This is a genomic window from Mesorhizobium sp. LHD-90 (assembly GCF_030929505.1).
In the GTDB taxonomy this organism is placed as follows: Bacteria; Pseudomonadota; Alphaproteobacteria; order Rhizobiales; family Rhizobiaceae; genus Kumtagia.
The window spans coordinates 20,134-44,879 of sequence record NZ_JAVFVV010000009.1 but is presented as its reverse complement, the minus strand read 5'-3'; the positions used below and the strand labels follow the sequence as shown (position 1 = coordinate 44,879).

The window sequence follows — 24,746 nt, the reverse complement described above, 5'->3', positions numbered from 1 at the left end:
TCTCCACTCTGCCAACAGGCGGCGCAGACACGACCGCGCCGCCCTTGACCCCGGCACGCGAAAGCGGATCAATCGGCCCATGGACGATCTGTTGCCCGAATCGAAAACCAACGCCGCCGAATTCACCGTCAGCGAGATCTCCAACGCGCTGAAGCGCACCGTCGAGGATGCGTTCGGCAATGTGCGGGTGCGCGGCGAGATCTCCGGCTATCGCGGGCCGCATTCCTCCGGCCACGCCTATTTCAGCCTGAAGGACGACCGCGCCCGGCTGGAGGCGGTGATCTGGAAAGGCACGATGAGCCGGCTGAAATTCCGTCCCGAGGAAGGGATGGAGGTGATCGCCACCGGCAAGCTCACCACCTATCCCGGCTCGTCGAAATACCAGATCGTCATCGACAATCTGGAGCCGGCCGGCGCCGGCGCGCTGATGGCGCTGCTGGAGGAGCGCAAGCGGCGGCTGGCGGCGGAAGGCCTGTTCGACCCGGCGCGCAAGCAGTTGCTGCCCTATATGCCGCGCGTCATCGGCGTGGTGACTTCGCCGACGGGCGCGGTCATCCGCGACATCGTGCATCGCATAAAAGACCGGTTCCCGCTACATGTCGTGGTGTGGCCCGTGCGGGTGCAGGGCGATAGCTGCGCGGCCGAGGTGACGGCCGCCGTGCAAGGCTTCAACGCGCTGCCGGAAAGCGGGCCGATCCCGCGTCCCGACCTGATCATCGTTGCGCGTGGCGGCGGCAGCCTGGAAGACCTTTGGGGCTTCAACGACGAGGCGCTGGCAAGGGCCGTCGCCGCTTCCGACCTGCCGGTGATCTCCGCCGTCGGCCATGAGACCGACTGGACGCTGATCGACCTCGCCGCCGACATGCGCGCGCCGACGCCGACGGGGGCCGCGGAGATCGCCGTGCCGGTGCGCGACGAACTGGCGGCGCGGCTCGCCAATCTTGCCGCCCGGCTGCGCGGCTGCGTCACCCGCTCCACCGAACGCAAGCGAACGGCGCTGAGGGCCGCAGCACGCGCCCTGCCCTTGCCCGACCAGTTGCTGGCGCTGCCCCGCCGGCATTTCGACGAGGCGACCAGCCGGCTCGGCCGGGCGCTGACGGTAAGCACCGACCGCAAGCGGGCGCGGCTGGCGGCGATCCGGCTAACGCCGGCGACGCTTTCCAGGCGGATCGGCGAGACCAGACGGCATCTCGACCGGGATTTTTCGCGGGCCTTCGCCGCCTTCCGCGGCGTGCTGCGCCAGCGGCGGACCGATTTCGCGCGATGCGCCGCGCGGATCACGCCTGCGCCGCTCGAACGGCGCAACGGGCTTGCCCGCCAGGCGCTTTCGCGGGCCGCGCAACGCCACGACAATGCCATGGCGCTGCGGCTCGAACGCACCCGCCAGAGGCTAGGACAGGCCGAGCGACTGCTCGCGACGCTTCAGCTTTCCGACCAGGCGATCCTCGACCGTGGTTATGCACTGGTGCTGGACCGTGAGGGCGGCGTCATCCGCCGCGCGGCCGAAGTGTCGGATGGCGTGGCGCTGACCCTGCGCTTCGCCGACGGCGATGCCCATGCGGTCGCGACCGGATCGGCCGGACTAGCGGCGGAAGCGCCGGCAGCAAGGCCGCCGCGCGGCAAGGCTGCCGAGAAGAAATCGGCGCCAAGCGGGCAAGGGTCGCTGTTCTGACGCGTGCCCGCGCCATGCTCGCGCGGTGTCATGAACGTTCGAACCGATAGATCTGTCGCCGCCTCCGCCCGGAGGGCATCGCCGTTGCCGATGCCGCCGGTGCGGAAACTCGGACTTCGACCAGCGGCAGCCCGGCTTCCGGAGCTGTTGCCAAAGCTCCCGCCAGATGAATGCCGCCCGGAGAAGCAAATCCTGACGGCCGACGCCTGGGGACGGATCGTGCCACAGCCAGACATTTGGCAGGGCTTGAACGTTGGCCCTCCCGTTACTTCAAGAGCAGCAGCATTCAGTCCGGCACGACGACCAGCTTTCCGACGAATTCCTTGCGCATGAAGTCGGCCTGGGCGCGATGGAAATCGGACAGCTTGTAGACGCCGCCAACGATCGGCTTCAGCCTGCCCTCCTCGATCAGCCGCACGATCCGGCGGAAATCGCCGCGCGTGCCCTGGCTCGAGCCGTGCAGTTGCAACTGCTTGAGGTAAAGCGTCCTGAGATCGAGTTGCACGACCGGCCCGGCGATGGCGCCGGCGGTGGCATATCGCCCCTCCGGGCGCAGGATCGCCAGGAGATCGTTGAACATCGGGCCGGCAACGAGGTCGGCAACCACGTCGATCGGCAGGCCGCCTGTCGCCTTATGGACGGCAGCCGGCAAGTCGACCACGTCGCGCGGGATCGCCGCCTCCGCGCCGATGTCGAGCACCGCCCGCTCCTTGCCTCTTCCGACAACAGCGTAAGGTATGGCGCCGCGGGCGCGGGCAAGCTGGATGATGCCCGAGCCGACGCCGCCCGAAGCGCCGGTGACGAGGATGCGCTCGCCTTCTTTCAGTGCGGCGCGGACCAGCATCTGCTCGCCGGTCAGGTAGGCGCAGCAGAAGGTGGCGAGTTCGATGTCGGTGAGGGACGTCGCGACGACATGCGCGTTTTCGGCCGGCAGCGCCTGGTATTCGGCATAACCACCGTCGCGACCGTGGCCCATATAATCGATGTCGGCCAGCGAATCGTCGTCGCGGTTGTAGATCGAGAAGTCGACCATCACGCGCTCGCCGATGCGTGTTTCCGCAACTCCTGCACCCACCGCGACGATGGCGCCGACCGAATCCGCGCCCTGGATGCGCGGGAATATCAGCGTGTTGCCCTGGCGCCGCCAGGTCGATACCGCGTCCGGATCGGCTTCGGTGCCGTAGGCGCCCTGGCGCACCCAGAGGTCGGTGTTGTTCATGCCGCAGGCGGCGACGCGGATGACCACCTCGCCCGGCGCGGGCCGCGGCACAGGAACGTCGGTGCGGTATTCCAGCCTGTCCAGTCCGCCATGCCCGGTCAGCAACACGGCGGCCATCGTGTCGGGAAGCCGGCCCTTCATCCGATCAGGGCCTGTCGATGTTCAGGCTTTGAGGGCCTGCAAATGGCGCTTTTCTGCGCTTCCGATGCTCATGTACCTTCACGTACATTGCGCTTCGGTTCTCGAAAAACACCATTTTCGGCACCTCAAAGCCTGAATCTCAACAAGCCCTAGCCCAACACTGCCTTGACCGCGTCGGCGGTGGCGGCCACCACGCTGTCGGCCTCCTCGCGGGTCAGGCAGAGCGGCGGCGCGAAGCCCAAAATGTCGCCCTGCGGCATGGCGCGGCCGATGACGCCCCGCTCCAGCAGCGCGGCGGCCACCTGCGGGCCGATCTTCTTCGAAGGATCGAAGAAGGCGCGGTCGTCGCGATCCTCGACGAACTCGACAGCCGCCAGCATGCCGTCGCCGCGCACATCGCCGACGTTTTTGTGATCGCCCACGGCCTTCGCCAGCTCGGCGCGGAAATAGGCGCCGACGCTGCCGGCGTTCTCGACCAGGTTCATCTCGTCGATCAGTTCGAGATTGGCGACGCCGGCCGCCGCGCAGATCGGGTGCGCCGAATAGGTCCAGCCGTGGCCGATCGCGCCGAGCTCATCGGATCCCTTCACCAAGACCTGCCAGACCTTTTCCGAGACGATGACGCCCGACAGCGGCGCATAGGCGGAGGTCAGCCCCTTGGCGATGGTGATCAGGTCCGGCCTGATACCGTAGTGGTCGGAACCGAACATCGTGCCCAGCCGTCCGAAGCCGGTGACCACCTCGTCGGCGACCAGCAGCACGTCGTATTTGTCCAGCACCGCCTGGATCTTCTGCCAATAGCCGGCGGGCGGCGGGACGATGCCTCCGGTGCCGAGGATCGGCTCGCCGATGAAGGCCGCGACCGTATCGGGACCTTCGGCGAGGATCATTTCCTCGAGCTTGTCGGCGCAGAATTGCGAGAACTGCTCCTCGCTCTGCGAGCGGTCCTCGCGGCGGAAATAATAGGGCGCCTCGGTGTGCAGGATCGGCGCGCGCGGCAGGTCGAAGGCGTTGTGGAAGAGATGCAGGCCGGTGAGCGAGCCGGTCATCACGCCGGAGCCGTGGTAGCCGCGCCAGCGCGAGATGATCTTCTTCTTCTCCGGGCGGCCGAGCACGTTGTTGAAATACCAGATCAGCTTGATGTTGGTCTCGTTGGCGTCGGAGCCGGAGAGGCCGAAATAGACGCGGCTCATGCCTTGCGGCGCGCGGTCGATTATCATCCTGGCAAGCCGGATCGAGGCGTCGGTGCCGTGGCCGACATAGGCGTGGTAATAGGCGAGGTCCTTCGCCTGCGCGGCGATGGCGTCGGCGATCTTCTGCCGGCCGTAACCGACATTGACGCAGTAGAGGCCGGCGAAGGCGTCGAGGCTCTTGCGGCCGGTCACGTCGCTGACCCAGACGCCTTCGCCGCCGGCCATCACCCGGGTCGGCGTCTCGCCGCGCGCATGCATGCCCATATGCGTCGAGGGGTGGAAGAAGGTGTCGCGGTCCCAGGCGGTGCGTTCGTTGGACTGATCAAGCATGGCGTCTTCCTTCAGGTCATTGTGCGCGCGGATCGCGCGGTAAGGGCAGCGTTGTCCGACGGCGAACGATCACGCCGCGTCGAGGCAGAGATATTTGAGATCGGTAAAGGCTTCGAGCCCGTGACGCGAGCCCTCGCGGCCGAGGCCAGACTGTTTCACGCCGCCGAAGGGGATCGGCGCGCCGGTGATCTTGACGCGGTTGACCGCCACCATGCCGTAGTCGAGCGCCCGGCCAAGCCGCAACTGGCGTGCTCCGTTCTGCGTCACGACATAAGCGACCAGCCCGTATTCGGTGGCGTTGGCCCGCGCGATCACTTCCTCCTCGGTGTCGAACGGAGCGATGGCGGCAACGGGGCCGAACGTCTCCTCACGGAAGATCGCGGCGCTGTCGGGCACATCTGCCAGCAGCGTCGGCTGGAAGAACAGCGGGCCTGCCCGGTCCTCGCCGCCGCCCACCAGACAGGTCGCGCCTTGGGCGACGGCGTCCTCGACGTGGGCTTGCACCTTGTCGACGGCGCGCCCATGCATCAGCGGACCGATCTCGCTATCGGGGGACAAGCCCGGCCCGACCTTTAGCGCGGCGATCCTTTCGGCGAAGGCATCGCGGAAACGGGCATAGACGCCGCGCTGCACATAGATGCGATTGGCCGCCAGGCAATCCTGCCCGGACGTCGCGAACTTGGCGTCGAGCGCGATCGACACGGCGCGGTCCAGGTCGGCATCGTCGAACACGATCAGCGGCGCATGGCCGCCCAGTTCCATGACCAGGCGCTTCACCGTCGGCGCGCATTGTGCCGCGATCAGTCGGCCGATTTCCGTCGACCCGGTGAAGCTGAGCGCCCGGACGCGGGCATCCTCGCACATGCGCCCGACGATCGTCGCGGCGTCGCCGGTCAGCACGTTGAACACGCCCGCCGGCAGCCCGGCGCGCTCACCCAGCTCGGCCAGCGCCAGTGCCGAAAGCGGCGTCTCTGACGAGGGATGCGCGACGATCGTGCAGCCCGCCGCCAGCGCCGCCGCGGCCTTGCGGGTGAGCATCGCCGACGGGAAATTCCACGGCGTGACCAGGCCGGCGACGCCAACCGGTTCGCGGCGCACGATCATCTCCGCGCCGGGCAGATGGCTGGTCACGCTCTCGGCGTTCACGCGTTTGGCTTCTTCGGCGTACCATTCGACGAAGGAGGCGGCATAGTCGATCTCGCCGAGTGATTCTTTCAGCGGCTTGCCCTGTTCCAGCGTCATGATCAGCGCCAGATCGTCCCTGGCCGCGACGATCAGCTCGAACCATTTTCGCAGTATTGCAGACCGCTGCTGCGGCAAGACAGACCGCCATCTCTGAAAGGCGCTGGCGGCGGCTGCGATCGCCAGCTCCGTCTCCGCGGCGTCGAGCGCAGCGACGCAAGCGATCGTATGACCGGTCGCCGGATCGGTCACTTCGAACGATGCCGCATTGCCGCCCGCGGTCCACTTGCCGTCGACATAGGCGAGCTCGCGCAGCAGCCGGCGGTCGGACAGGCGGTCAAACGCGTTCGGCTGGCGGGCTGCGGCGAGTTGTGCGGGCATGGGCGGGCTCCTCGAAACTCCGCCAGCCTAAGGGGCAGGACGCAGATAGACGGACCAAAGGACAGCCGCGAGGCAGAAAGACCGTCCAAAATTGGCGGGGCGGGTAGAGAGATTGGCTAGGCTTGGTCGGCCGGCGCCAGCAGGGATGCGACCGGCACGGTGTCGCCCTCCTTCACCGTGCGGGTGACGATGTAGGTGAAATAGCGGTCGATGCCGATCTCGCGCTCCAGCAGGGCATCGATCAGGCGCTGGTAGGCGTCGATGTCGCGCGTCACGACTTTCAGCAGATAGTCGACGCCGCCGCCGACCGCCCAGCAGGCGACGATCTCGTCGACATCGCGTACCGCCCGCTCGAAACGGTCGAAATCGGCCTGCCGGTGGCTGCCGAGCGTCACCTCGACCATCACGGTGGCGATCGGCGCGACCACACGCAGGTCGAGCGCGGCGCGATAGCCGCGCACGACGCCGGCCTTCTCGAGCTTGCGCAGCCTCAGCCACGCCGGCGTCGGCGACAGCCCGACCTTCTCCGCCAGGGCCAGCTTGGTGATCCGGCCGTCACGCTGGATCGCGTCGAGGATCTTGAGGTCGATGGCGTCGAGTTTCACGGAGGGCATCGGGCTCGGCTGGACTTGCGTGTTCCCGACCATGACGGTCGCCATGCCCCATTGTCAATTGCACTGATTTCGATCTCTAATATGTCATGACAATGTGGCGTCCCGATCCCAGTCTAATCCGGCGGCCGGCTTACCTCTCGCTGGCCGACCAGGTGGCGCGCGCCATCCATGACGGACGGCTGCAGAACGGGGTGCGGCTGCCGCCGCACCGCAAGCTCGCCTACGAGCTCGGCCTGTCGGTGCAGACGGTGAGCCGCGCCTACGAGGAACTGATCCGGCGCGGGCTGATCTCCGGCGAGATCGGCCGCGGCAGCTTCGTCCAGACGATCAAGCGCGAGGTCGAGCCCCCCTACCTGCCGGAGCGACTCGGCGAACTGATCGACCTATCGATCCTGAAGCCGGTCTGCGAGCCGATGCATCTGGAGCGGATGAAGCAGGCGTTCGCCTGGCTGGCCGAAAATCTTCCGGCAAGCGCGGCGCTGTCGTTCCGTCCGAACGTCGTGTTTCCGCGCCATCGCGCCATCGCCGTCGAGTGGCTGAAGGCCTGCGGCCTGTCGCCTTCGCCGCAGAACGTCAGCGTCACCAACGGCGCGACCGCGGCCATGACGGTCGCCCTGATGAGCGTCGCGCCGCCCGGCTCGGCGGTGGCGACCGAGGCGATCGGCCACCACACGCTCATTCCGCTCGCAACCTATCTCGGCTTCAACCTCGCCGGCCTGCCGATCGACGACCAGGGCATCCTGCCGGAGGCGCTGGACGAGGCCTGCCGGACCACGGACATACGCGCCGTCTTCGTGCAGCCTTCTGTCATCAACCCGACCGCGACCTTGATGAACTCGGTGCGGCGCTCGGAGCTGGCGGAGGTGGCGCGCCGCCACGACATCGCGATCATCGAAGGCGACGTGCTGGGTCCGCTGGTGGAGGATCGCGCTCCGCCCATCGCCCATTTCGCGCCGGAACGGACGCTCTACTACACGAGCTTCACCAAGATCACCGTGCCCGGCTTGCGCATCGGCTACCTCGTCGCCCCGGACCGCTACGCGGCGGCGGTCGCCAACCGCCATCTGGTGTCGAACTGGATGGCGACGCCGGCTATCGCCGAAATCGCATCGAAATGGGTAGGCGACGGTACCGCCATGGAACTGGTGCGCTGGCAGCGGGGGGCGCTCAAGCGCCGCCAGGAGATCGTCGCGGAGGTGCTGGGCGGCGCAAACTTCCTGACCCATCCGCATGCGCTGCATCTCTGGCTGCCGCTGCCCGACAACCGCACCGAGGAAGGCTTCGTCGCGCAAGCGCGCCTGCAGGGCGTGGCGATTGCGCCGGGCGCCTCGTTCCGCACCTCCGACGCGCCGTGGGAGCCGGCCGTGCGCATCTCGCTGGGCTCGACCACCGAAGACGAATTGCGCTCCGGGCTCGGCGTCATCGCCAAGCTGCTGCTGGGCGACCCGGAACATCTGCTGCTCGCCATCTGAGTCCAAAGCCTGTCGGCGCCAAAACGGGCACAATCAGAATAATTGTCATGATTTAATTTTCACAATTGACATGATTTTCCAGACTCCCCATCGTTTGGGAAACCGAAAAGGACGGTCAAGGGGAACGATGACCGCACCCATCATCAAGATCGACGCGATCAGCAAGAGCTTCGGCACCTTCACGGTGCTGGACGGGCTGTCGATGCAGGTCATGCCCGGCGAGAAGCTGGCGCTGATCGGGCCGTCCGGCTCGGGCAAGACGACGATCCTGCGCATCCTGATGACGCTGGAGCGCATCGACGGCGGCCACATCGAGATCGAGGGCGAGCAGCTCTACCACATGCCGAAGAACGGCGGGCTGGCGCCGGCCGACGAGCGGCACCTGACCCGCATGCGCCAGAAGATCGGCATGGTGTTCCAGCTCTTCAACCTGTTCCCGCATATGTGCGTGCTCGACAACGTGACGCTCGCGCCGATGCTGACGAAGGGCACGCCGCGCGCCGGCGCCGAGAAGCGCGCGATGGAACTGCTCGACATGGTCGGCATGTCGGCCAAGGCAAAGGCGATGCCGGCGCAGCTTTCCGGCGGCCAGAAGCAGCGCGTGGCGATCGCCCGGGCGCTGGCCCTGTCGCCAAAGATCATGCTTTTCGACGAGGTGACCTCGGCGCTCGACCCGGAACTGGTCGAGGAGGTGCTGAACGTCATGCGCAAACTCGCGGCCGAGACCGACATGACGATGCTTCTCGTCACCCACGAGATGGGCTTTGCCCACGACTTCGCCGACCGGGTGCTGTTCTTCGACCGAGGCAAGATCGTCGAGGAGGGCAGGCCGGACGAGATCTTCAAATTCCCGAAGCAGGAGCGAACGCAGACCTTCCTGCGCAAGATCATCGCGGCCGGACATCGCGTCTGACCGCCATGCCGCGGCCGCCGGACGCCAGTCCATGCCGCTCACCACGAAAACAAACAACGGAGTTGGGAACAATGAGAAAGATCGCAGTTTTCGCCGGCGCGGCGGCCGTCGCCGTAGGCGCCGCCGCCCTCGCCTCCCTGCCCTCGTCGGCGCAGGACAATGCCAAGCTCGAGCAGTTGAAGGCGCAGGGTTTCGCCCGCGTTGCCATCGCCAACGAGCCGCCCTACACGGCGGTCGCTGCCGACGGCAAGGTGTCGGGCGCCGCTCCCGACGTGGCTCGCGAGATCTTCAAGCGCCTCGGCGTACCGGAGATCGTCGCCTCGATCTCCGAATACGGCGCGATGATCCCGGGCCTGCAGGCGGGGCGGCACGACGTGGTCACGGCCGGCCTGTTCATGAAGCCGGAGCGCTGCGCGGCGGTCGTCTATTCCGAGCCGGTGCTGTGCGACGCCGAGGCGCTGCTGGTGAAGAAGGGCAATCCCAAGGGCTTCAAGAGCTACGCTGACGTCGCCAAGGACGAAAGCGCCACCGTCGGCGCGCCGGGCGGCGGCACCGAGGAGAAGCTCGCGCTCGACGCCGGCGTGCCGCGCGACCGCGTCATCGTGGTGCCGGACGGCCAGAGCGGCCTGAAAATGGTGCAGGACGGTCGCATCGACGCCTATTCGCTGCCGGTGCTGTCGATCAACGACCTGATGAAGAAGGCCAACGACTCGAATCTCGAGGTGATCGCCCCGGTCGAGGGCGCGCCGGTCTATTGCGACGGCGCCGCCTTCAAGAAGGGCGACGAGGCGCTGCGCGACGCCTTCAACGTCGAACTGGCCAAGATGAAGGAGTCGGGCGAGTTCGCCAAGATCATCGAGCCCTACGGCTTCTCGGCCGCCGCCGCCATGTCCACCACCATGGAAAAACTCTGCGCTCCGGCGCAGTAGGCGCAGCCGTCACCCTCCCCCTTGTGGGGAGGGTCGGCGCGCAGTGCCGGGGTTGGGGGTATCGTTAATCGCAGCGCTTGATGAATTACCCCCACCCGCGCCTGCGGCGCGACCTCCCCACAAGGGGGAGGTGGACGCAGCCGCACGGGCATCGCAATCGGCAAACAGGGCGAAATGACCGACTGGTCCGGATATCTCAGCCTGATCCTGCAGGGCGCGGTCGTCACGGTGGAACTCACCGTGATGGGGTCGGTGCTTGCGCTGTTCATGGCGTTCCTGGCCGGGCTCGGCCGGGTCTCGCGCCATGCCGCGCTGCGCTGGCTGGCGACCGCCTATATCGAGTTCTTCCGCGGCACATCGATCTTCGTGCAGCTCTTCTTCGCCTATTTCGTGCTGCCGTTCGCCGGGCTGCAACTCACCCCGCTGCAGGCGGGCGTGCTGGCGCTCGGGCTGAATGTCGGCGCCTACGCGGCCGAAGTGGTGCGCGGCGCGATCCTCTCGGTCGGCCGGGAGCAATACGAGGCCTGCGTGGCGCTGAACCTGTCGCGCTGGCAATGCATGCGGCGCATCATCCTACCCCAGGCGCTCCTGGTCATGCTGCCGACCTTCGGCAACAATGCCATCGAACTGCTGAAGGCGACGTCGGTGGTTTCGCTGATCTCGCTGGCCGACATGACCTTCCAGGCCAACATCGTGCGCTCGCAGACCGGCAACACGCTGATCCCGTTCGCGACGATCCTCATCCTCTATTTCGTCTTCGCCATGATCATCGCCTTCTCGATCCGGGCGCTCGAGCGGCGCATGGCGCGCGGCCTCGACGGGGTGCGCGCATGAGAGCCGCCGGAGGAACCCGCTGATGGAGTGGGACTGGAACTTCGTCTGGCAGATCATGCCGACGCTCCTCCAGGGCGTGAAGATCACCATCCTGGCGACGCTTCTCGGCTCGGTGCTTGCGGCGATCGTCGGCCTCGGCATCGCGCTGCTGCGCCGCTCGCCGAACCGGATCGTGTCGCGAACGACAGGCTTTGTCGCGGAGTTCATCCGTGGCACGCCGCTGCTCGTCCAGCTCTATTTCATCTTCTACGTGCTGCCCGACATCGGCATCCTCTTGCCGCCGCTGCTTGCCGGCGTGATCGGCCTCGGCCTGCACTACGGCACCTACACGGCGGAGGTCTACCGCGCCGGCATCGACAACGTACCGCGCGGGCAGTGGGAGGCGGCAAAGGCCTGCAACCTCTCCGCCAGCCAGACCTGGACACGCATCATCATGCCGCAGGCGATCCCGCCGATGATCCCGGCGCTGGCCAATTATTTCATCGCCATGTTCAAGGAGACGCCGCTGCTCTCGGCGATCACCGTGCTCGAATTGATGAACCAGGCAAAAAGCGTCGCCAACACCTACTACCGCTACATCGAGCCGATCACGCTGGTCGGCGCCTTCTTCCTGGCGATCAGCCTCGTCTCGGTGGTGCTGCTGCGTTTCCTGGAGCATCGCTACGGGAGGATCGAGCGGTGACTTTCCTGTCAGGAAGAGATCGGCCGGACGGGGGCGGCGGCAGCGGCCGTTCCGCAGAACATTGGAGGCGCGCATGCTAGCTCCCGCCGACATCCGCCTGCACGCGCAAAAACCCGCGCTCGACGCTCGGCCGCTGCAAAAACGCGTCGGGCTGATCATCCTCGCCACCGACCACACGACCGAGCCGGATTTTTCGCGCATGGTCGCAAGCGAACGGGTCGGCGTCTATGTCGCACGCATTCCCTACGCGAATCCGACGACGCCGGAAAACCTGCGCAGGATGCAGCCGTCGCTGACGGCGGGCGCCGCCCTGATCCTGCCCGACGAGACCCTCGACGCCGTCTGCTATTCCTGTACGTCCGCCTCCGTCGTGATCGGCGACGCCGAGATCGAGGCGGCGATCCAGGCTGCGAAGCCCGGCGTGCCGGTGGTTACGCCGCCGCTTGCCGCCGTCGAGGGCCTGCGGGCGCTCGGCGCGCGCCGGATCAGCGTGCTGACGCCCTATACGGTCGAGACCAGCCGGCCGATGGCGGACTATTTTGCCGGCCACGGTTTCGAGATCGATCGGTTCACCTGCCTCGGTTTCGAGGACGACCGCGAGATGGCGCGCATCAAGCCGTCCGAACTGGTCCGGCTGGCCGCCGAGGTGACCGCGCCGCAATCGGACGCGCTTTTCCTGTCCTGCACGGCGCTTCGCGCCGCGTCGGCGGTTCCCGCGATCGAAGCCGCGATCGGCCGGTCGGCGGTGAGCAGCAACCAGGCGACGGTGTGGAAATGCCTGCGGCTCTGCGGCGACGAGACCGTCCGCCCGGAACTCGGCCGGCTCATGACCTTGGCGCCGGGTGCCGCATGACCGGCCCCGTCACCGTCGCGGACATCCGGGCGGCGCGCGCGCGCATCGCCGGCAGGATCGTGCGGACGGACATGGCGCCGTCCCCCGCCCTTGCGGCGATTGCCGGCGTGCCCGTGCATCTCAAGCTGGAGAGCCGGCAAACCACCGGCAGCTTCAAGCTGCGCGGAGCGTCGAACGCGATCGCATTGCTGACGGACGAGGAGAAAGCGCGCGGGGTGGTGGCGGCGTCAACCGGCAACCATGGCCGCGCGCTGGCGCATGCGGCGAAGCTGGAGGGAATGCGCGCGGTCATCTGCATCTCGCGGCTGGTGCCACAAAACAAACTCGATGAGATACGCAGCCTCGGCGCGGAAATACGCATCGTCGGCGCCAGCCAGGACGACGCGCAGGACGAAGTCGACCGGCTGGTGGCCGACGAGGGGCTGGTCATGGTGCCGCCCTTCGACCACGCTTCGGTGATCGCAGGCCAAGGCACCCTCGGGCTGGAAATGCTCGACGACGCGCCGGACGCCGCGATGGTGGTGATCCCGGTTTCGGGCGGGGGCCTCGCGGCCGGGATCGCCACCGCCGTCAAGGGCGTAAACCCGAAGACTAAGGTGATCGGCGTGTCGATGGCACGCGGCGCGGCGATGAAGGCGAGCCTCGATGGCGGCCGGCCCGTCGAGGTCGAAGAACTGCCGACACTGGCGGATTCGCTTGGCGGCGGCATCGGCCTGTCGAACCGCCTGACGTTTGCCATGTGCCGCGATCTTCTCGACGACGTCGTCCTCCTTTCCGAAGCCGAGATCGCCGCCGGCATACGCCACCTCTACGCAGTCGAGCGCGAGATCGCTGAAGGCGCGGGCGCGGTCGGTGTCGCAGCGCTGCTTACCGGCAAGATTTCTCCGTGCGGACCTGTCGTGGCGCTGGTCTCCGGCCGCAACGTCGACATGAATTTGCACCGGCAGGTGGTCAACGGCGAGCGAACCGAATTCGAGCGGCTGGATGCAATCGCGACCGGGAGGGCCGCGTGATGCCGTCGATGACCATCCTCACCGAAGCCGATCTGCGCAAAATCGTCCGGCTCGATCTCGACGCCGTGGCCTGCGTGGAAAATGCTTTCCGAGCGCTCGCCACGTTGCCGGTCGCCATGCCGCCGATTCTGAGGCTCGACATTCCGGAGCATCGCGGCGAGGTCGACGTGAAGACGGCCTATGTGCCGGGCATCGACGGTTTTGCGATCAAGATCAGCCCCGGCTTCTTCGACAATCCGAAGCTCAGCCTGCCCTCTGTCAACGGCATGATGGTGCTATTGTCGGCGAAGACGGGACTCGTCGAGGCGCTGCTGCTCGACAATGGCTACCTGACCGACATACGTACTGCGGCGGCCGGCGCGGTGGCGGCAAAACACCTGTCCCGCCCGGATTCGTCCGTGGCCGCGATCTTCGGCGCAGGCGTCCAGGCGCGGCTGCAGCTCGAGGCGCTGATGCTGGTGAGGCCGATCGCGGCCGCCAGCATCTGGGCGCGCGATCGCGCCAAGGCGGAGGCGGCGGCGGGCGAGTTGCGGGAACGGCTGGGCATCCGGGTGCAGGCGGAGCCGGATGCCGCGAAGGCCGTGGCCGGCGCCGACATCATCGTGACGACGACGCCGTCCTCCGAGCCGCTGCTGCTGCCCGGCTTCGTCGGTCCTGGACAGCATATCACCGCCATGGGGTCCGACGCCGAGCACAAGAACGAAGTCGCCCCCCCGATCCTCAAGATGGCCGACCTCTACGTCGCCGACAGCACGAGGCAGACGCGCCGCATGGGCGAACTCCATCACGCCGTCGAGGCCGGGCTGATCGGCGCCGAGGCCGAGATGGCCGAGATCGGTGAAATCATCGCCGGCACCCGCAGAGGGCGCCGCTCGCCGAGCGACCTGACCATAGCCGATCTTACCGGCACCGGCGTGCAGGACACCGCGATCGCCACGCTGGCCCGCGACCGCGCGCGGGCCGCCGGCGCCGGCACGATCTTCCAAAGCTGACCGGGCTTTCGCCCACCAAAAAGGATTCCCAACGATGGTCACGCCCAATCTGAAATTCACGCGCGCCGAATATGCGGAGCGGCTCGTCAAGACTCGCAAGGCGATGGAGGCGAAGGGCGTCGACCTGCTCATCTGCTCCGACCCGTCGAACATGAACTGGCTGACGGGTTATGATGGCTGGTCTTTCTACGTTCACCAGGCCGTGCTGGTGCCGCCGACCGGCGAGCCCATCTGGTACGGCCGCGGGCAGGACGCCAACGGCGCCAAGCGCACTGCCTATCTGGGGCACGACAACATCGTCGGTTATGCCGACCACTACGTGCAGTCAACCGAACGCCACCCGATGGATTTCCTTTCCCAGTTGATCGCCGAACGCGGCTGGGGATCGAAGCGAATCGGCGTCGAGATGGACAATTACTGGTTCTCGGCGGCTGCCTTCGCCTCGCTGCAGAAACATCTGCCCAACGCAAGATTCGTCGACGCCACGGCGCTGGTGAACTGGCAGCGCGCGGTGAAAAGCCCGAGCGAGATCGACTACATGCGCAAGGCGGCGCGCATCGTCGAGGCGATGCACCAGCGCATCGTCGACAAAATAGAGGTCGGCATGCGCAAATGCGATCTGGTCGCCGAGATCTACGATGCCGGCACGCGCGGCGTCGACGGCGTCGGCGGCGACTATCCGGCGATCGTGCCGCTGCTGCCTTCGGGCGAGGACGCGTCGGCGCCGCACCTCACCTGGGACGACAAGCCTATGAAGATAGGCGAAGGCACGTTTTTCGAAATCGCCGGCTGCTACAACCGCTATCACGTGCCGCTGTCGCGCACCGTGTTCCTCGGCAAGCCGACGCAAGCCTTCCTCGATGCCGAGAAGGCGACGCTGGAGGGTATGGAGGCGGGGCTGGCTGCCGCGAAGCCCGGCAACACCTGCGAGGACATCGCCAACGCCTTCTTCGCGGTTCTCAAAAAATACGGCATCGTCAAGGACAACCGCACCGGCTATCCGATCGGCGTCTCCTATCCGCCGGACTGGGGCGAGCGCACCATGAGCCTGCGCCCCGGCGACAGGAGCGAGCTCAAGCCCGGAATGACATTCCACTTCATGACCGGCCTGTGGCTCGAGACCATGGGGCTGGAGATCACCGAATCGATCCTGATCACTGACACCGGCGTGGAGTGCCTCGCCAGCGTGCCGCGCAAGCTGGTGGTGAAAAATTGAGGCCGACCGTCCACCCGGTCGGCAAAGTGTTCGGTTCCCGCCGGGTCCGGACGCATGACGTGAAGGACCGCGCATGATCCGCCCTAGCCCCGTCGTTCCCACCATCCCGCTCGACCGGGACGGCGTTCACCACGGCCATCTGCGCCTGCCTTACAGCCGTGACGATTCCGCCTGGGGATCGGTGATGATCCCGATCTGCGTGGTGCGCAACGGGTCCGGCCCGACGGCGCTGCTTACCGGCGCCAATCACGGCGACGAGTATGAGGGGCCGCTGGCGTTGTTCGAGCTGGCGCGGACGCTCGACCCGAAGCAGGTGTCGGGCTCCGTCGTCATCGTGCCGGCGATGAATTTTCCCGCCTTCGAGGCCGGCACGCGCACCTCGCCGATCGACAAGGGCAACATGAACCGCTCGTTTCCCGGCATGCCGGACGGCACGGTGACGCAGAAGATCGCCGACTATTTCCAGCGCGAGCTTCTGCCGCGCGCTGAAATCGTGCTCGACTTCCATTCCGGCGGCAAGACGCTCGATTTCCTGCCGTTCTGCGCCGCCCATCGGCTACCGGACGACGCGATGTCGAAACGAGCCTTCGCGGCGGTAGAAGCCTTCGGCGCGCCATGGTCGATGAAGATGACGGAGATCGACGCCGTCGGCATGTACGACACCGCGGCGGAGGAAATGGGGAAGGTCTTCATCACCACCGAATTGGGCGGCGGCGGCACGTCCCGCGCCGAGACGGTGCGAATCGCGCGGCGCGGCGCAGCCAACCTCCTCAAACATGCCGAAATCCTGCGCGGCCCCGTGGAGGCCGCACCGACACGCTGGCTCGACATGCCGGACGGCTGTTTCTCCTTCGCCGAGGATTCCGGCATGATCGAACCGGCGGTCGATCTGGGCGAGCCGATTGCCGAAGGCGACGTGCTGGCCCGCATCTGGCCAACGGGCCGTACCGGGCAACCGCCGCGGGAGATCAGGGCAAGGATATCGGGCTTGCTGATCGCCCGGCACTTTCCCGGCCTGGTGAAGGCCGGCGACTGCGTCGCAGTCGTCGGATGCCTTGCGGAGTGAGCGCATGCGGCCGAACGACTGACCTGTCGGTCATCGTTTCGCGCGCCAAGAAGCCCCTGAGGCGCCGGGAAGGACGGCTCGGACTACCACCTTCTGATGCGACGCAGGTCGACGACGCGGCCATTGTGTGCGCTCACGGCAATTTCGTATCGGTTACCGCCGCGCCGGCCGTGATAGATGAGGAACCGGCCGCGGCAATCCACGCGCCGAATATCCCGAAAACCGCGGCTGCGCAGGATTCGTTCGCCCTGCCGGCAAGTGATGGCCCTGCCACTGTTCAGGCTGCTGCCGATCGTGATGTTGACGGTGACTGCCTGCGCGGGCGTTGGCGAAGCCACGGGCACGACGAGGCTGAGGGCAAGACCAAGGCAAGCGAAGAAAAGGCGACGCATGGGATTCTCCGTGGCTACACGCACAGAGTGAAATCAATTCGCCATCGGCCGAATTGTCAAGAAAAGTCAGTGCCCGCCCTTGAATTCAGGACGGACAGACAAAATTCTGTATTCTGCGCTCCTCATTCGTTCGCACGGGGTGCAAATTCGGCTGGCGTGTGACGCACGCTGGCGTTTTTCGCCATCGCCCGGCAACAGGACGGGCACCACCGAAAACCACGATAGCGTAGGAGCAATGACGATGACCGGGATGAAACATGGAATTGCGTGCTGTCTGCTTGTCGCCGGACTTGCCGGTTGCGCCGCTACGGAGCGGGAGCAGCGGGCAGGAACCGGCGCTCTCGTAGGAGCCGGGGTGGGAGCGCTGGCCGGACAGGCGATCGGACGCGACACGCGCAGCACCGTTATAGGGGCTGGCACCGGGGCCTTGCTCGGGGCAGTCGTCGGCACGGCATCCGCCCCGCCGGATGCCCGCTATTGCCGTTACCAGCGCGCAGACGGCTCGATCTATACGGCTCGATGCTAAGGCAGCCTGCTCTGAAGTGATCGCTTAGTACGAACCCGCCGTCGGCGTGGAGCCACCTCCATGCTGACGATGCCGCCTCCGTCGCCCCGGACGGGGATGTCGACCACCTGGAGGCCTTCATCGAAGAGGCAGAGGACGGTTGCGATGCCCGCAGGCAGGCGGTCAGTATGGTCGCCGTTGCGTTGCCTCCCTTGCCCGATTGGCGCTACCGTTGAAACGTCAACCGATGCCCTTCAATTACCATGCCGGCCCTGTCGCTCGACCCGTAGAAAACGGTGTCGATGAGTTTCATCGGTGCAAACCAGTCAACGTAGTGCGGGATTGTCCATGCCCAGCCAGAGGGCTGAAAGCGAACCGGTTCCTGAAAGGTGACAACGTTCAGCAGCAGGCGAGCGCCAGGCTTATGGCAAATCGCCTTCAGGTTGCCGACATAGGCATCCTGTTCATCGGGATGAATGTGTGACGAGACGTTGAAGCTGAAGGTTATGTCGACCGCGGCCTCGACAACGTCGTCGAGCCTTTCCTTTATCGTGCCCAGGACTGGGCGCTTCCGCCGGATGACGTCATCCCCAACCAGCCTGATACCTTCGGCGATGAGATATTCGGACACGTCGATTCCAAAGTAGGAGCCGGGCGCCTGCCGATCGATTACATGCACACCCACGCGCAGGTTGCCGCACCCATAGTCACAAATCTTAGTCTCCGGGTTCACACCGCCGAGATCGTAGACAAGCTGGCAGTTCGCAAGCCCGTCGATTGCCCAGTTGTTGCCGTTTTTCAGCTTGGTGCCGAGAGTTGCGTGCGACGCGCCATTCTTCAGGCGCTTGGACGTCTCGATGGCGGAGAACGCCGAGAATTTTCCCCCCGGATTTCTCGCGACCCAGCGATCGAAATCCGCATCGAACTGCCGGATCTTTGTGGCCGCTTTTGATTCGTTCATTTTTTGCTCCCACCCGGCTCGCTTAAAGTCATAGCGATAGCCCCGATCGTCTTTACTCATGAATTCTGCGCGGGCGCCGCCGCGAACACAAGTGCTCCCCCTTGCGGGGCGGCTTGCCTTGGCAGGGAAGTATCGACTTAAACGCCACCTTGGCGGACGGCACCGGACGTGCCTGGCGGCACGGTTCCGATAGGCTGAATATGGCCGTGGCGCCGTTCCGTTCCATAGGAGTCCCATAACAAGCGTCGCGCCTGTCTCGCTGGCAGGTTCAGAACCCCGGCTATGTCGCCGGCCGGCACCCACCCTGGTTGTAACTAACTGAGTTTATTCAGAGAAAGAATGGTACGGTTGCTCGGGATCGAACCGAGGACCTCCGGATCCACAATCCGGCGCTCTAACCATCTGAGCTACAACCGCTCGACCGCTTTGGACATCGGGCAGCCAGGCCGCCACGGGACATCTGAAACGATGCGGGGTCAATAAGGGCAATCTCGCGGTTTTTCAAGCCGCAAAAGAAAAGGCCGGCGGGAGGAGGTGCCGGCCTTTTCCTATGTCGCGCCAGAGGGAGGAGGTTCTGGCGGCATATCCCGCGGAACAGAGGGAGGAGGAACCGCCCCGCGGGTAACTCCGGTCGCCGAAAATCAGGCGACCTTGATATCCTTGAAGGTCTTCTCGAACACGTCCTTCAGCGGCTTGGAAACGTCCTCGGCGGCCTTCGTACCGGCGGCCTGGAAATCCTTGGCCTGGGCGACAGCGGTCTCGACGCCCTTGCGGATGAAGGCGGTCTGCAACTCGATCAGCTCGGAAACCGACTTGGCGCCGACCAGCGACTCGAGATGGGCAAAGCCAAGCTCGGCATTGGCGCGCAGCGCGGCGATGGTCTTCAGCGACAGGTCGCTGCCGGCGGTCTTGGCGGTCTCGACGGTGGTCTCGAGAGCCTTCTGGGTGGTCTCGGCGCCGGTCTTCAGCTTGGCATAGGCTTCCTTCGACTGCTCGACGCCCTTCTCAGCGAAGGCGCGGAACTGGTCGGTGGCCTTGGAGGCGTCGAAGCTGGGGAACTCGACGGTGCCGGCAAATTCGGTGGGCTTGGTTGCGGTCTTGGACATATTTCCATCCTTTTCGGGGGACGGCTGAAGTTGCCGTCACGTTTCTTGCGTGATGGTCATATAGCGCAGTTTTTGCTGCATTGCAATATTTTTGTGCGTCGCAGCATAACAGACTGTGAACGAAGCGAAAATTGCTGTGAACGCACGGTCGCCGGTTAACCAAATGCCGAGAATCTCGCGCTTCAAACCAAGCTGTTTCTGGACGCGGAAGCGCCCAACTTTTATTAACAATGCATTAACCTTGGGGATTCCGCGCCGCGGAGCGTAAAAGCCACCTATGCCATCGGCCGCCTATTCGTTCATCGATGTCGCCGTCCTTGACGGGGTGCGCGAGCGATTCGCCGCGGGTGACGCCATCGTCATCCTGTCGACTGCCCTCGACGAGGTGGTCTGGGCCAACGGCCCGGGCGCGGCGCTGTTCGGCCATGCCGGCATCGAAGCCATCATCGGCGCCGACAGCGGCCTGGGTTTCGCGGCGCGGCGGCAGATCATGGCGACAAGAGGGTTTCCGCATATCGGCCGGGACCGGAGCATCCTTGTTCGTCTGGCCCGCGGCCTCGGCAGCCACGCCACGATGTTTTCGGCGAGCGCGATCGCGTTGCCGGATGGCGAGGACGCCATCATGCTGGCCGTGCCCGCCGGACTGGCAGGCGCGCCGGAGGCGGAAGTCGCGGCGCGCGCGATCGGCGGTTTTTCGCAGCCCGGCCATCTCGTCGCCTTCCTCGACGAGACAGGCGCGGTGGAAGCGGCTTCCGAGGGTTTTGTGGCGCGCGCAATCCCTGCGCCTGTGCTCGCCGCCCTCGTCCGCGACGTGACGGAAGAAAGCGACCGGCTGGTCAAGAAGATCGTTTCCGCCGGCGCTGCGAGACTGCCTGCAGGCATCGCCAGGCTGCGCGACCAGCCGGCGCGGCATTTGCTGGTCGTCATCGACGAGGCACAAGAGGCCGATCCGCAGGCCCCTTCGTCCGACGATGGCACCGCGCAGTCCACGGCTGCGGCAAGCGCCGCGCCCGAGCCTGCCGGAATGGCCGCGGATGAGCCGGAGACAATGCCGGCAGTTCGCCAAGACGACGCCGGCACGCAACCGGAAGCCGTGTCGGCGACAGCGGGTGCCGATACCTTCGCCGTTGTATCCGAAGGCGATGCCGCGACCATTGCCCCGGAGGGAGCGGTCCCGACCTCGGCCTCGCTGGAAACTGCTACGGCCGATGCGTCCGAGAATGCGGAAGCGGCAACCACGCTGGAGGTTGTTAGCGCGGAAGGGCATCCGGCCCTGCCGATGGAGGACATCGTGGGACCGCAGGGTGTCTTGCATACTGCCGCCGACGTGGCGGCGGCAGGCGGAACCGAGACCTTTTCCGCAACGCACACACAAATCGCGCCGATGGAAGCCGCCCGGCCGGCTGCGGCCCGCGCGGCTGGCCAAGCCGCGTCGCCGCCCGCACCCGCGGCTCCGAAGCAGCCCGCCAATAACGCCAGAACCGTCATCGACCGCAGCGCTCAGCCGGTACGGTTTGTCTGGAAAACCGACTCGGCCGGACGCTTCAGCGCCGTTTCGCCGGAATTCCTGGCGGCGGTGGGGGCTTTAGAAAGCGATGTGCTGGGGCGGCCGTTCGGCGCGCTGTCCGAGGCGCTTGGCCTCGATCCGCAAAAGGAGATCGCCGGCCTGCTGGAGCGCCGCGACACCTGGTCCGGGCGCCTGGTGCACTGGCCGGTGGCCGGCACCGGCCTGAAAGTGCCGGTCGATCTCGCCGCCCTGCCGGTCTATTCGCGCGATCGCACATTCGAGGGTTTTCGCGGCTTCGGGGTCGCCCGCCTCGCCGACGCGTTCGGCGATCCCGGACCAATCTTGGAAATGCCGGATGCTGCCGCATCGATCGAGACCGCGGCGGCATCCGAGACAACGGCAGCGCGGGAAAGCACGATCGAGGCCGACGTCACGGCCCCGCCGGCCGTCGAGCCTGACGTGCCGGCCGACGCGTCGGCAACGGTCGAGGCGGAACAGGATCCTGTCCGCGACGATGTGCGAAGCACCGACCCATTCCGCGGCGAAGTGCCGGCGCTCACCATCGCTCCCAAGCCGGACCGCCGTTCCTCCGACAAGATCATCCGCCTGGCGGAACACCGGCCGACGACGACGCCCGAAAAGGGATTGTCCACCGTCGAGCGCAGCGCGTTCCGCGAAATCGGTGAGCGGCTGCGCAAAGCCGGCGGCATCGAAGGCGAGACCGCCGCGAACACCCCCGACGATGCGCCACCCGAGGCCGCGAACGGCAATCAGCGGGGCGAGGAGCCCTCTGGCCGGCCCGATGTGGTTACCTTTCGCACGCAAGACGAAAGGCCTCCGGAACAGGCCGACGCGCCCGCGAGCCACACGCCCGGCGGAGCTTCACCGGCCGGCGCGCCGGTTGCAGGCCTGCCTGATGACAGGCAGTTTGTCGTCGCCTTCGCGGATCACACCCAGGCCCCGGCATCGACCGTGGAAACGCGGCCGACGGAAATCACCACCATCGGCGAGCTTGTCGCGGGGCTTGCGGGCGAGGAGGCACGGGCAGTAGTTCCCGAACCGGCCGCGCCGCATCCCGTTCTCACGACGCCGGCCGACGAGCCGCCGCACGAAACGACGACGGAGTTCGTCGAGCCGGCCGACGCAGCAAGCGAAACTGTCGAGCGAAACCATCCATCTCAGCCATACGGCTTTGCAGCAGCGGTGGCGTCGGCTCAGGAGCCGGTTTCTGGCGCAGTCGACACGGTGGTGCCTGCCGGCGAAGGAGCCGCCGAAAACGCGGCGCCGGCGGCAGATTTCCCGCATTCGCAGGTTGTCCCGCAACCGGCATGGCAGGACGCGCCGGCTGGCGACAAGCCGGTTGAGGCCGACACGTTCTCCGTCGGCGGCGACACTCACGACGCCGCGGCGCCTTCGCCGCTGGCCGCCGGCCCGACGACAGATCTGTCTGCCTCCACCCCGCTGGCGGGAAGCGCCGACTCGCCCTCCGAAATAGCCGACGCGTCGGCGTCGCAAGACACGGCTGCTTCGACGTCTGAGGAGATGCCGGCAAAGGACGAGGGGCGTTCCGCAGGCAACGAGCCGGAGCCAGAGGCCGATGTCTCGGTTTCTCGATCCGAGCCGCCGGCCCCTGCCGAGGATGCGCCGGCGACGGACGTCGGGTCGCAGGCCGCGGCGGAGCCCGCCGCGGCTTCGGAAGATCGCGCGCAGGCAACCGCGAACGCCGAGCAATCAACTCCGGTGGCCGAGCCCGCCACGCCGACGCCGTCGCCTGTGGTTGCCGCGCGCGCGGCAATCTTCGAGCTGAAAACCGGCGGCTACATGCCCTCGGCCTTCTCCCCCGCCACGACCGGCGGGAGGCGCATCCAGGACACGGCGATCCTGTCGCGCCTGCCGGTTCCGCTGCTGATCCATTCCGGCGACGTGCTGCACTACGCCAACGAAGAGTTTCTGAGCCTCACCGGCTATACGTCGCTGGACCGCTTGCGTGAGGCCGGAGGCCTCGGTGCGCTGTTTTCGAACCCCTACGACGATGCCAGAGACGAAGCCGGCCGGTCGCTGCGGCTCAAGACCGCCGACGGGCTGGAGTTCCCGATCGAGGCCATCCTGCGCTCTGTGCCGTGGGGCGGCGGCCATGCGCTGATGCTTGTCGTGCGCCGCACCGGCGACGCCGTCGAGGCCGACGATGACGAGCCGCTCCTCAATCAGCCGGACGTCGAGGCCCTGAGGGCCCGCGTCGCGGAAATGCGGGCGATCATCGACACGGCGACGGACGGCGTTATCCTGATCACCAATGACGGCATGATCCGCTCGATCAGCCGTCCGGCGGAGGCGTTGTTCGGCTTCGATTCCGACGAGATCGGCGGCAAGCCATTCACCGCGCTGTTCGCCATCGAAAGCCAGCGGGCGGCACGCGACTATCTAAACGGCCTGTCCGACCACGGCGTCGCCAGCGTGCTCAACGACGGCCGCGAAGTCATCGGCCGCGAATCCCAGGGCCGCTTCATCCCGCTGTTCATGACCATCGGCAGGCTGCCCGGCGACGGCGGCTTTTGCGCGGTGGTGCGCGACATCACCCAATGGAAGCGCGCCGAGGAGGAACTGACGCAGGCGCGCTCGCTGGCGGAGCGCGCCTCCTCGCAGAAATCGGAGTTTCTCGCCCGCATCAGCCACGAGATCCGCACGCCGCTCAACGCCATCATCGGCTTTTCCGAACTGATGATCGACGAGCGTTTCGGCTCGATCGGCAACGACCGGTACAGAGACTACCTCCGCGACATCAACCGCTCGGGCAATCACGTGCTCGAACTGGTGAACGACCTGCTCGACATCTCGAAGATCGAGGCCGGCGAGCAGGAGATGGCGCATGAGGCGGTGCCGCTCAACGAGACGCTTGCCCAGACGGTTGCGATGATGCAGCCGCAGGCCAACCGCGAGCGGGTGATCATCCGCTCCAGCTTCGCCTCGCGCTTGCCCGACGTGGTCGCCGATGCGCGCAGCGTGCGACAGATCGCGCTCAACCTGCTGTCCAACGCGGTGCGCTACACGCAGGCCGGCGGCCAGGTGATCGTCTCCACGTCCTACGAGCCTTCGGGCGACGTGGTCATGCGGGTGCGCGACACCGGCGTCGGCATGACCCAGGCGGAGATCGAGCAGGCATTGAAGCCGTTCAAGCAGATCAACGCGCTGAAACGCGCACGCGGCGACGGCACCGGCCTCGGGCTGCCCTTGACCAAGGCGATGGTGGAGGCCAACCGCGCGCGCTTCACCATCAATTCAACACCCGGCGAGGGCACTCTGGTCGAGGTGACCTTTCCGTCCACCCGCGTGCTGGCGACCTGAATTTTTCGTGAAGTTTTTTGCGGCCGGTCCGTCTCAGCGCTCACGGCAAACCCGGATCGTTTGTGTCAACTTATTGAAAAGCTGTAAGATTTCGTCCAGTTTAGAATTCTTCTAAAGTATTGATATTGTTGGTGTTTGTATTGACGGCGGGATAGAACATCGCCAATAGGTCGGATCGTTCCCGACAGGGAAACCAAGCCATTCCGACACGGGGCGAAAAACGTCGCCGAG

Annotated in this window: 20 protein-coding genes and 1 tRNA gene; 13 read left to right on the top strand and 8 right to left on the bottom strand. The window is 66.2% G+C overall.

The genetic code is table 11. The features are described 5' to 3' along the window. Positions 1 to 79 precede the first annotated feature (79 nt). A complete protein-coding gene (gene xseA, locus RB623_RS14075; RefSeq protein WP_308057485.1) occupies positions 80 to 1,672 on the top strand; it encodes an exodeoxyribonuclease VII large subunit in 1,593 nt (530 codons plus the stop codon). A gap of 286 nt (positions 1,673 to 1,958) precedes the next feature. Here xseA and RB623_RS14070 read toward each other — a convergent pair whose 3' ends face one another. The 4 genes from RB623_RS14070 to RB623_RS14055 all read right to left on the bottom strand — a co-directional run bounded on the left by RB623_RS14070 (position 1,959) and on the right by RB623_RS14055 (position 6,723). Continuing rightward, positions 1,959 to 3,032, bottom strand: a complete 1,074-nt coding sequence (locus tag RB623_RS14070; protein WP_308057484.1) for an alcohol dehydrogenase family protein — start codon at positions 3,030 to 3,032, stop codon at positions 1,959 to 1,961. 149 nt (positions 3,033 to 3,181) lie between these two features. Next, entirely contained in the window at positions 3,182 to 4,555 is a 1,374-nt protein-coding gene (locus RB623_RS14065; protein WP_308057483.1) for an aspartate aminotransferase family protein, read from the bottom strand. A gap of 69 nt (positions 4,556 to 4,624) precedes the next feature. After that, positions 4,625 to 6,118, bottom strand: coding sequence for an NAD-dependent succinate-semialdehyde dehydrogenase (locus tag RB623_RS14060; RefSeq protein WP_308057481.1), 1,494 nt, complete (start codon positions 6,116 to 6,118; stop codon positions 4,625 to 4,627). Between the two features lie 116 nt (positions 6,119 to 6,234). After that, on the bottom strand, positions 6,235 to 6,723 hold the full coding sequence (locus RB623_RS14055) for an Lrp/AsnC family transcriptional regulator (RefSeq protein ID WP_308057724.1): 489 nt from the start codon (positions 6,721 to 6,723) through the stop codon (positions 6,235 to 6,237). 95 nt (positions 6,724 to 6,818) lie between these two features. On the opposite strand from RB623_RS14055, the gene RB623_RS14050 reads away from it, so the two are divergent. The 10 genes from RB623_RS14050 (at position 6,819) to doeB (ending at position 16,702) form a co-directional block, all read left to right on the top strand. Beyond that, positions 6,819 to 8,204 carry a PLP-dependent aminotransferase family protein gene (locus RB623_RS14050; RefSeq protein ID WP_308057480.1) on the top strand — a complete coding sequence of 462 codons (1,386 nt, stop codon included), beginning with the start codon at positions 6,819 to 6,821 and terminating at the stop codon, positions 8,202 to 8,204. Between the two features lie 127 nt (positions 8,205 to 8,331). Beyond that, complete coding sequence (ehuA, locus tag RB623_RS14045) at positions 8,332 to 9,117, top strand: ectoine/hydroxyectoine ABC transporter ATP-binding protein EhuA (protein WP_308057479.1); 786 nt, start codon at positions 8,332 to 8,334, stop codon at positions 9,115 to 9,117. 71 nt (positions 9,118 to 9,188) lie between these two features. Beyond that, complete coding sequence (gene ehuB, locus RB623_RS14040; RefSeq protein ID WP_308057478.1) at positions 9,189 to 10,046, top strand: ectoine/hydroxyectoine ABC transporter substrate-binding protein EhuB; 858 nt, start codon at positions 9,189 to 9,191, stop codon at positions 10,044 to 10,046. Between the two features lie 174 nt (positions 10,047 to 10,220). Then, positions 10,221 to 10,880, top strand: coding sequence for an ectoine/hydroxyectoine ABC transporter permease subunit EhuC (gene ehuC, locus RB623_RS14035; RefSeq protein WP_308057477.1), 660 nt, complete (start codon positions 10,221 to 10,223; stop codon positions 10,878 to 10,880). A 22-nt stretch (positions 10,881 to 10,902) separates the two neighbouring features. Further along, entirely contained in the window at positions 10,903 to 11,562 is a 660-nt protein-coding gene (ehuD, locus tag RB623_RS14030) for an ectoine/hydroxyectoine ABC transporter permease subunit EhuD (protein WP_308057476.1), read from the top strand. Between the two features lie 73 nt (positions 11,563 to 11,635). Beyond that, complete coding sequence (gene eutA / locus RB623_RS14025; RefSeq protein WP_308057474.1) at positions 11,636 to 12,415, top strand: ectoine utilization protein EutA; 780 nt, start codon at positions 11,636 to 11,638, stop codon at positions 12,413 to 12,415. After that, on the top strand, positions 12,412 to 13,428 hold the full coding sequence (gene eutB, locus RB623_RS14020) for a hydroxyectoine utilization dehydratase EutB (protein ID WP_308057473.1): 1,017 nt from the start codon (positions 12,412 to 12,414) through the stop codon (positions 13,426 to 13,428). Before eutA ends, eutB begins: the two co-directional genes overlap by 4 nt. Further along, complete coding sequence (gene eutC, locus RB623_RS14015; RefSeq protein WP_308057472.1) at positions 13,428 to 14,420, top strand: ectoine utilization protein EutC; 993 nt, start codon at positions 13,428 to 13,430, stop codon at positions 14,418 to 14,420. The genes eutB and eutC overlap by 1 nt, the downstream gene beginning before the upstream one ends. Positions 14,421 to 14,454: 34 nt before the next feature. Further along, on the top strand, positions 14,455 to 15,636 hold the full coding sequence (doeA, locus tag RB623_RS14010; RefSeq protein ID WP_308057471.1) for an ectoine hydrolase DoeA: 1,182 nt from the start codon (positions 14,455 to 14,457) through the stop codon (positions 15,634 to 15,636). Positions 15,637 to 15,709: 73 nt separating this feature from the next. Next, entirely contained in the window at positions 15,710 to 16,702 is a 993-nt protein-coding gene (doeB, locus tag RB623_RS14005) for a N(2)-acetyl-L-2,4-diaminobutanoate deacetylase DoeB (protein WP_308057470.1), read from the top strand. A gap of 83 nt (positions 16,703 to 16,785) precedes the next feature. On the opposite strand, the gene RB623_RS14000 is transcribed toward doeB, so the two are convergent. Further along, positions 16,786 to 17,094, bottom strand: coding sequence for a hypothetical protein (locus RB623_RS14000; protein ID WP_308057469.1), 309 nt, complete (start codon positions 17,092 to 17,094; stop codon positions 16,786 to 16,788). 250 nt (positions 17,095 to 17,344) lie between these two features. On the opposite strand from RB623_RS14000, the gene RB623_RS13995 reads away from it, so the two are divergent. After that, positions 17,345 to 17,620 (top strand): YMGG-like glycine zipper-containing protein, encoded by a 276-nt coding sequence (locus RB623_RS13995; RefSeq protein ID WP_374121675.1) that lies wholly within the window; start codon positions 17,345 to 17,347, stop codon positions 17,618 to 17,620. Positions 17,621 to 17,825: 205 nt separating this feature from the next. Here the strand turns inward: RB623_RS13995 and RB623_RS13990 are convergent, their stop codons facing one another. The 3 genes from RB623_RS13990 to RB623_RS13980 form a co-directional block, all read right to left on the bottom strand. Then, on the bottom strand, positions 17,826 to 18,560 hold the full coding sequence (locus RB623_RS13990; RefSeq protein WP_308057467.1) for a class I SAM-dependent methyltransferase: 735 nt from the start codon (positions 18,558 to 18,560) through the stop codon (positions 17,826 to 17,828). Positions 18,561 to 18,900: 340 nt separating this feature from the next. Then, positions 18,901 to 18,977 (bottom strand) — tRNA-His (locus RB623_RS13985). Between the two features lie 224 nt (positions 18,978 to 19,201). Beyond that, the gene (locus RB623_RS13980; RefSeq protein ID WP_308057466.1) at positions 19,202 to 19,666 is read right to left on the bottom strand and encodes a phasin; all 465 of its coding nucleotides are present in this window, start codon (positions 19,664 to 19,666) and stop codon (positions 19,202 to 19,204) included. A 277-nt stretch (positions 19,667 to 19,943) separates the two neighbouring features. Here RB623_RS13980 and RB623_RS13975 point away from each other — a divergent pair, with 277 nt between their 5' ends. Continuing rightward, positions 19,944 to 24,515, top strand: a complete 4,572-nt coding sequence (locus tag RB623_RS13975; RefSeq protein ID WP_308057465.1) for an ATP-binding protein — start codon at positions 19,944 to 19,946, stop codon at positions 24,513 to 24,515. The last annotated feature ends 231 nt before the right edge of the window (positions 24,516 to 24,746 follow it).

Coding starts and splice junctions, on each gene's coding strand:
- doeA (WP_308057471.1), top strand. CDS start 14,455: ATGGTCACGCCCAATCTGAAATTCACGCGCGCCGAATATGCGGAGCGG.
- ehuA (WP_308057479.1), top strand. CDS start 8,332: ATGACCGCACCCATCATCAAGATCGACGCGATCAGCAAGAGCTTCGGC.
- RB623_RS14050 (WP_308057480.1), top strand. CDS start 6,819: ATGACAATGTGGCGTCCCGATCCCAGTCTAATCCGGCGGCCGGCTTAC.
- eutC (WP_308057472.1), top strand. CDS start 13,428: ATGCCGTCGATGACCATCCTCACCGAAGCCGATCTGCGCAAAATCGTC.
- eutA (WP_308057474.1), top strand. CDS start 11,636: ATGCTAGCTCCCGCCGACATCCGCCTGCACGCGCAAAAACCCGCGCTC.
- RB623_RS14000 (WP_308057469.1), bottom strand. CDS start 17,094: ATGCGTCGCCTTTTCTTCGCTTGCCTTGGTCTTGCCCTCAGCCTCGTC.
- RB623_RS13980 (WP_308057466.1), bottom strand. CDS start 19,666: ATGTCCAAGACCGCAACCAAGCCCACCGAATTTGCCGGCACCGTCGAG.
- RB623_RS13990 (WP_308057467.1), bottom strand. CDS start 18,560: ATGAACGAATCAAAAGCGGCCACAAAGATCCGGCAGTTCGATGCGGAT.
- ehuB (WP_308057478.1), top strand. CDS start 9,189: ATGAGAAAGATCGCAGTTTTCGCCGGCGCGGCGGCCGTCGCCGTAGGC.
- ehuC (WP_308057477.1), top strand. CDS start 10,221: ATGACCGACTGGTCCGGATATCTCAGCCTGATCCTGCAGGGCGCGGTC.
- xseA (WP_308057485.1), top strand. CDS start 80: ATGGACGATCTGTTGCCCGAATCGAAAACCAACGCCGCCGAATTCACC.
- doeB (WP_308057470.1), top strand. CDS start 15,710: ATGATCCGCCCTAGCCCCGTCGTTCCCACCATCCCGCTCGACCGGGAC.
- RB623_RS13995 (WP_374121675.1), top strand. CDS start 17,345: ATGAAACATGGAATTGCGTGCTGTCTGCTTGTCGCCGGACTTGCCGGT.
- RB623_RS14065 (WP_308057483.1), bottom strand. CDS start 4,555: ATGCTTGATCAGTCCAACGAACGCACCGCCTGGGACCGCGACACCTTC.
- ehuD (WP_308057476.1), top strand. CDS start 10,903: ATGGAGTGGGACTGGAACTTCGTCTGGCAGATCATGCCGACGCTCCTC.
- RB623_RS13975 (WP_308057465.1), top strand. CDS start 19,944: ATGCCATCGGCCGCCTATTCGTTCATCGATGTCGCCGTCCTTGACGGG.
- RB623_RS14070 (WP_308057484.1), bottom strand. CDS start 3,032: ATGAAGGGCCGGCTTCCCGACACGATGGCCGCCGTGTTGCTGACCGGG.
- eutB (WP_308057473.1), top strand. CDS start 12,412: ATGACCGGCCCCGTCACCGTCGCGGACATCCGGGCGGCGCGCGCGCGC.
- RB623_RS14060 (WP_308057481.1), bottom strand. CDS start 6,118: ATGCCCGCACAACTCGCCGCAGCCCGCCAGCCGAACGCGTTTGACCGC.